The sequence below is a fragment of the Saprospira grandis DSM 2844 genome, from assembly GCF_000275825.1.
Lineage (GTDB): Bacteria > Bacteroidota > Bacteroidia > Chitinophagales > Saprospiraceae > Saprospira > Saprospira grandis_A.
The window spans coordinates 3,491,654-3,498,197 of record NZ_JH719942.1 but is presented as its reverse complement, the minus strand read 5'-3'; the positions used below and the strand labels follow the sequence as shown (position 1 = coordinate 3,498,197).

The window sequence follows — 6,544 nt, the reverse complement described above, 5'->3', positions numbered from 1 at the left end:
GCCCAAACGAAGTCCCTCTCCCTGCTTATAAACCCCTATAAGGTCATTAAGCAAGCCCTTAGCACTATCTGTTGGAACCGTATTCGCCTCTTCCTCTCTAATCGGAGAAGGTTTCTTCTCCACAAAGTGGGTATACTCAAATTGCTCCTCTCTCTCTAACTCCATTAAATAATCCTCAATTGGGAAACTATAGTACCGACCATTAATGACCATGATGGACAAATGCCAAGGACTCCCCTCTAAAATCAATGAATAATAATCTACACTATCTCTCCATTTAAACCTAGATGTATCTACCGGAAACACCCCCGAGGTTCCTGTTCCAAAGAAGGTGGTAAGTGACAAGCTGACTAAATCTACCTTTTTAAATGAAAAGGTATCCTCTCCATAAATATATCGATCCCGCTCTATAATAAGCGCTTTATCTTTTTCGGCTTCGGCTACTTCTATTGAGGTGTTCCCTAAGTGATTTCGACCCCATTTTACCGAACCAATTTTCTCCATTTTAACCCCTTTGTAGTGTCCCAAAATATTTTGAAATAACAGATCACAACTATCGGCATCTAGTATTCGATCATTACATACACAATGAGGTTTTGTAGGCAAGTCCTCAGCAGGCTTTTCTGCTAGAACCTCCTCGCTAGGCCCTTCTTGGGTCGGCGTTTCAGAAAACTGACAGGACAATAGTACCCCAAAAAAAATGATACTGTAGCTAATTTTTTTCATTCTATTTTCTTTAATAAATAACTAATTCTTTTGGTTTAGGAAAATTCTTTAAGACAGAACTTCTTTTTATCATCTGAGGGATATCTCCATAGTCATAGATTCCAAAATTATACATCTCTGCTTCCGCTTTTCGTCTAGGAACTAAGCCTTTTTCATATCGCGACCCAAGGCTAAGGCTTACGAATCCATTATGTATTTCTGAAGCAATTGCATCATTCTTCTGCACTAAATCTATAAACGTTGACTTCTCTGAGAGAGAACCCACTCCAAAATTGTATGATAAAGAAATTATAGCATCATACTCATGCTGTGTCATCCTCAGTTTTCCAAATTTACCATTCAACAGTCCTTTATTGATTCTGGCTGCATCAAACAACCAGGATATCGCAAGTTCTTTACTAACCTCACCAAAAGTCCATGTTGCACCATAATCAATCTGTAGTCCATAGCCTACAGCATACCCTCCAACATTCTTAGGAAGAGATATATACTGCTCTCCAGATGCTATAGCTGAGGCTCCTGCATCAGATAGGCTAAACTCTCCAAATAACTTTGTCTTATGTTTTTCAACGCAACCATCAGAATTATACACTACTTTCTCAATATATTTTTCATTCTCATATTTACGAATAAATGCATTTTGAACAGTTCCTGCTGGGCTTTCTCTTATAACATTTTCTTGATCCAAAGAATGAGGGTTTGATTCAGCATAAACTTTACCTCCACGCTCATAGCCCTTTATATCGTATCCAATCCACTCATAATTTTCTATTTCATCTGAATCTGGTTTTACAGGATCCCCATTTTTATTTACAGGAAGCCACTCTCTCCCCTCCAAATCGATTCCATCAATCACCCGATTCTCCGCAAAAGCATAACAGCTATTCCAAGGATAATCCGGCGCAAGTGGGTCCACAGACAAAAAGCGGCCAACCCTCGCATCATGGATACGGTACTTAAAAACCACTCCCATATCAGGATCCTCCTCTTGCCCATTAAACCCAAAACGATAGCCCTCCCCACTCACAAACTTACGCCCAGGCATTTCCCAACCGAAGGGGTAGTATAAGTTTGCCGAAGAAACCTGCGCCAAATAATAATCTGCCTGCCCCGTTTGGCTGCTGTCTTGGCCCAAGGATTTATCGCTTAGGGTAGCCAGTACATTACCTAAGTGGTTGGACAGCTCGTAGCGGCGGCGCCCCAGCTCTAGTTGCTGGTAGCTGCTTTGCGCCAAAGCCGTTTTGGCTAATGTTCTAATAGACCAATTAGCCGTGCCCGACTCATCCCGATACCTTAAAGCTAAGGCTTTTTTCAAGATTCCCAAACGGGCAGAGCCATATAAATGCAGCTCCTCCAGATACAAACTATCTTTGTCATCGACCAGCGCAATATTTTCTTCATTGCACTGATAAACCGATCATATACAAAATGCCAATAACCGCCTAGGGACAAGCCCCTAGGCTAGCTTTTTTAGACAGCCCTCTAAAGAGGGCCTTTGGATATGGCCCTTCTTTGCAGAAACAGATGAGCAAAGCCGTAAATCATAATTTGAGGCCCTTTAGGGCTGACTCCATTTATTAGCCTAGGGGCTTGTCCCTAGGCGATGAATGGCAGGCGGCAAAGCCGCCATGGCCGAAGGCCAAACGGCCTAGCGATGTGCAGGGGTGGTCGAAGGCCAGACCCAGCGGGCGCAGCCCGCGCAGGGCCGAGCGAGCAGCGAGCCCCGGAACGTAGCGCCCGCCGAAGGCGGGAGGCCCCAACTCACAGCAATAAGAACATTAAATGTAAAAGCCAGAATAAAAGCAGTGAGCTCTGTGTTTTTTGTCTCGCAAAACTAGCTGAGTATAGACGTGAACTAGTACGGACGAGCAGCTATCTTCTTTTTTAATGTGTAAGTTTATCGAAATAAAGTATATCTTCTGGAGTATCAAAGGTAATCCTTATGGGCGTACATCCTGTAGTATAACCAAATTTCAAATATACACTTGGAGTTTTGTCTGGCCCTATTCCAAAATCTGACCTCAATTCTGATTCATTATTTTCATCAATAAAATATATTTTATATAACCTTTGCATTTCCGATTCTGAAACCAAGTAAATCAAAGTATCTTTATCAGAATAAAGGCATTTGTCAGAATTTATAAAATAAAACTTTTTATCCTTATACTGAGGAATACTAGTAATAAAAGTATGACCAATAATATTATCCTGTATGTCTTTAACAGAGCAATTTAATACAGGAGTAGTTCTGGTAGAGTCACAACTTATAGCTAGACAACTCAGAATAGCTATCATCATAAATTTTTTGTTTATCATATTACTTATCTTTTCATGTAAGGGGGGAGATGCACCTTATTTATGTTTTGTCTGTCCAAGACCACGACGAGCACGGTCCTTTTCAATTATTTCATAGCGTTTCCATTGCTTAGTTTTTTTAAATTTATCTATCTCATCAAGAGTCATTGTAAACTGAAAAGTTGTTTTGGTCACAGATCCTGGCATTCCTTCACCATTTCCCTTTCTCTTGTGATAGCTTCCTAGCCTGAAATAAGCGGAAGGTTCTGTGTAAGCATCACTAATTGTAATACTCACTGTTTCTAAGTTAGGAAAATATTCAAAAGCATATTGCATTCCTCCTCTATACCCCATGTAATCTCCCTCACCGTAAGCCATAAAATGTTTGGCTGCTGATGCATTAAAATCTTCCTTGTCAGGGCTAAAAGCAAAATAATAATAGTCTACTTCACAACTGGATAAATCTGCAGGACTAAACCATTTCCCATTATCATTTCGATCAAGCATTTCTCCTCTATCCATTTTATTTAAGAACCAGCCCAAAGCCTCTGCAGTAGCATAACTCTTCATCATCTCTCTGGTAATTGAATGATATTCCTTAAAGTTTCTTTCTTTTTTTCCTGTTCCTGTTGTAAACTCATATATAAGTATGGCTGCAGTGTTTTTGGCGCTCCCCATAAATTCTTTCTGCTTTTGTGACTCAGACAGTTGATTTAAGGGTGTATAATCTGTTCTTATATTAGGTTTAAATGTATTTTTTGCATGAGAAGTCATTTTATCACTCATTACATTCTTAATACTTTCACTAGTTGATGGAGCGTGACCACTTCCAGAAAGATGCTTATCTGTTGCATATCCTCTAGGATATTCTTCAAGACCATCAAGATCAATATTACGAATCGGCTTATTCCCAGCAAACTGATAGGGCGTATACCAAGGATAATCCGGACTCAACGGATCCACACTCAAAAACTTACCTATACTCGGATTGTACAACCGAAAGCCATAATCCTGTATGTTTTGCATCCCCCAATCTCGGTCATCCTCCTTCCCATTAAACCCAAAACGATACTCCTCCCCACTCACAAACTTACGGCCTGGCATTTCCCAACCAAATGGGTAGTATAGGCTTGCAGAAGAAACCTGCGCCAGATAATAATCTGCCTGTCCAGTTTGGCTGCTGTCTTGACCCAAGGATTTATCACTGACCGTAGCCAGGACATTGCCTAGGTGGTTGGACAGCTCGTAGCGGCGGCGGCCCAGCTCTAGTTGCTGGTAGCTGCTTTGCGCCAAAGTGGTTTTGGCTAATGTTCTAATAGACCAATTAGCCGTGCCCGATTCATCCCGATACCTTAAAGCTAAGGCTTTTTTCAAGATCCCCAAACGAGCCGAGCCATATAAATGCAGCTCCTCCAGATACAAACTATCTTTGTCATCGACCAGCGCAATATTTTCTTCATTGTACTGATAAACCGCCAGCACATTCCCCTGCGGGTCACGGACATAATACTGCCCCTCCGATCGAATATCCGCAGGACCATCAACATACAATTTCTTTTTGGCTGCCCTTACCCCCAAAATTAGGACAGTAGTTTAAGGTGGAAAAATGAAAGAAAAAAGTCGTATAATGAAGCACTAAATTACAAAAGAGATGAGAAAGAAGCGTCGTAATTTCAGTTCTAAATTTAAGACAAAAGTAGCCTTAGAAGCGCTAAAAGATCAATTGACCTTGGCAGAATTAGCGACAAAATACGAGCTACATGCAAATCAAATATCGGCCTAGCGATGTGCAGGGCTGGCCAAAGGCCAGACCACAACAAGCCCTTTAGTTCGTCTTCAGCGACCGAAGGGAGTAACCGCCGCAGCTTTGCTGCGGAGGCCCAAAAAAAAGAGGAGAAAAAGCCAAGCTTCTTCTCCTCTTCCGCCCTCTTATTTTGCAGGGGGGTTGGGTGGGGTATCCGGATCTGGATCTGGATTTCCAGTGTACTTTTTCATAGAAATTGCGTTTTTGTTAAAAAATTTAGGTTGTTTAGTTTGGTTAGCTTATTTATCTTCTAGATTATTTTTTTCCATATTGCTGCTAAAAGCCGCGATATCCATTCCCGGATAAAATTGCGCCATTTCCTGCAGACAATCTTCCACCTTGTCCAGGGCGCCAGTCACTTTATACAATTTTGTCTGCATCCGCAGGCCTTCCACGCTCAACTGATGACGATTGGCTTGTTCGCAAAAAAAGAGCGCCCCCTCATGCAACCCCAAAGCATAAAAATCTTGGGCCTTATCCAGAAAAATACGGTCCTGGCTCATTTGCGGTTGCTGCAAGCTATTATGGTAGCTGCACCAAGCTTGGGCCGCCGCCAAATCTTGTTTTAAATCCTGCAAAAGCTGGGCATATTCCGACATATAACCGACCGGATCTGCCGCCTTTTCGGTCAAGGTTTTTAAGTACGGAAGCGCCTTTTCGCCTTCGTCAAAAGCAATGTACAAGCGGCAAAGTAGCTCAAAATAATCCTCCTCAAATTCGGTGTTACAAATCGGCGATAAGAGGGAGATTCCCGACAGATATTCGCCTTCTTCTAGGGCAATGGCGGCCAAAAAATAGCAGCTTTCTGCGGTGGCCGTAGCCAAATTATCGAGCAAAATTTTGGCCTTGGACAAATCTTCTTCCAGCAAAAAAAGCAACTTGGCCTGGGCCAAATCTGCCTGCTCATCGCCTCGCCCCTGCTCATAATAATGTAGCGCCAAATCATAGCGCCCCTCTCCTTCCATCAATTGGCCAAACAAAAAATACAGTGGCCCTTTTTCCCCAGAACGCTTTTGGCCCAACTGCAAACAACGCTTGATATTCAAGTAGTTAGGCGACTCTTTTTCGAGCTCCACCTTCACCCAATAATAATATGGCGCCGAGCTTTTGGCGCCTCCTGCCATTAAATTTTCGGCCAATTCCTGACAAGCAGTTAGCTCGTCCAGCTCAAATAACTCCATTAATAAGGTCTCATTTTTTTTCATACTGTCTTTTTGTCCCATGCTAGCTCATGGGTTTGGGAAAGAAATCTTTTGGGAAAACTACGCCCTCCAATTAAAACCATTTTCAACTTGCGCCTCCACTCTTGGCATAGCTGTTAAAATATTTTATTAAAGTCGGTCATCTACTAAAACAGCGACCTATATCTTAATGTCACTTAAGTTCATTTTGTGAACTTTATTTTTAGTTTTTTTTAAAAAAAATTACGCTACAGCTTGTTTTCACTACAAACTAAACAGCTAATCACCTCATTACCAAGTAGTTAGATCTGTATTCTATTTTCTTTTTTTGGGGCCTGCCGCCTGCGGCGGCCGGGCCCTTACAGGGCTCGCAGGTCTGCTCGGCCCTGCGCCGCTTTCAGCGGCTGGGTCTGGCCTGCGGCCACCCTTTCAGGCCCCTAGGCCTGCGGCGGCTTCGCCGCCTGCTAGCTGTGGCTGTAGGTTGAAACCAGCAGCCATACAACAACCCCATTCTACATCTATAGTGCAGAGAGGATTA

General features: G+C 42.5%; 6 protein-coding genes. 1 reads left to right on the top strand and 5 read right to left on the bottom strand.

The features are described from left to right. From SAPGRDRAFT_RS15715 to SAPGRDRAFT_RS22405, 4 genes are all read right to left on the bottom strand, one after another. The coding region (locus SAPGRDRAFT_RS15715; protein ID WP_002660229.1) for a hypothetical protein at positions 1 to 726 on the bottom strand (726 nt) is incomplete at its 3' end. Positions 727 to 736: 10 nt separating this feature from the next. After that, positions 737 to 2,050, bottom strand: coding sequence for a glycoside hydrolase family protein (locus SAPGRDRAFT_RS22415; protein WP_253271347.1), 1,314 nt, complete (start codon positions 2,048 to 2,050; stop codon positions 737 to 739). 560 nt (positions 2,051 to 2,610) lie between these two features. Continuing rightward, a complete protein-coding gene (locus tag SAPGRDRAFT_RS15700; protein ID WP_037350364.1) occupies positions 2,611 to 3,024 on the bottom strand; it encodes a hypothetical protein in 414 nt (137 codons plus the stop codon). Between the two features lie 54 nt (positions 3,025 to 3,078). Then, on the bottom strand, positions 3,079 to 4,572 hold the full coding sequence (locus SAPGRDRAFT_RS22405) for an RHS repeat domain-containing protein (RefSeq protein ID WP_081492034.1): 1,494 nt from the start codon (positions 4,570 to 4,572) through the stop codon (positions 3,079 to 3,081). Positions 4,573 to 4,672: 100 nt separating this feature from the next. On the opposite strand from SAPGRDRAFT_RS22405, the gene SAPGRDRAFT_RS23585 reads away from it, so the two are divergent. Further along, positions 4,673 to 4,804, top strand: coding sequence for a transposase (locus tag SAPGRDRAFT_RS23585; protein WP_002660225.1), 132 nt, complete (start codon positions 4,673 to 4,675; stop codon positions 4,802 to 4,804). A 260-nt stretch (positions 4,805 to 5,064) separates the two neighbouring features. Here the strand turns inward: SAPGRDRAFT_RS23585 and SAPGRDRAFT_RS15675 are convergent, their stop codons facing one another. Continuing rightward, entirely contained in the window at positions 5,065 to 6,030 is a 966-nt protein-coding gene (locus tag SAPGRDRAFT_RS15675) for a tetratricopeptide repeat protein (RefSeq protein WP_253271346.1), read from the bottom strand. Positions 6,031 to 6,544 lie beyond the last annotated feature (514 nt).

Excerpts from the sequence above, each read along its gene's own strand:
- SAPGRDRAFT_RS15700 (WP_037350364.1), bottom strand. The coding sequence starts at position 3,024 with ATGATGATAGCTATTCTGAGTTGTCTAGCTATAAGTTGTGACTCTACC.
- SAPGRDRAFT_RS23585 (WP_002660225.1), top strand. The coding sequence starts at position 4,673 with ATGAGAAAGAAGCGTCGTAATTTCAGTTCTAAATTTAAGACAAAAGTA.
- SAPGRDRAFT_RS15675 (WP_253271346.1), bottom strand. The coding sequence starts at position 6,030 with ATGAAAAAAAATGAGACCTTATTAATGGAGTTATTTGAGCTGGACGAG.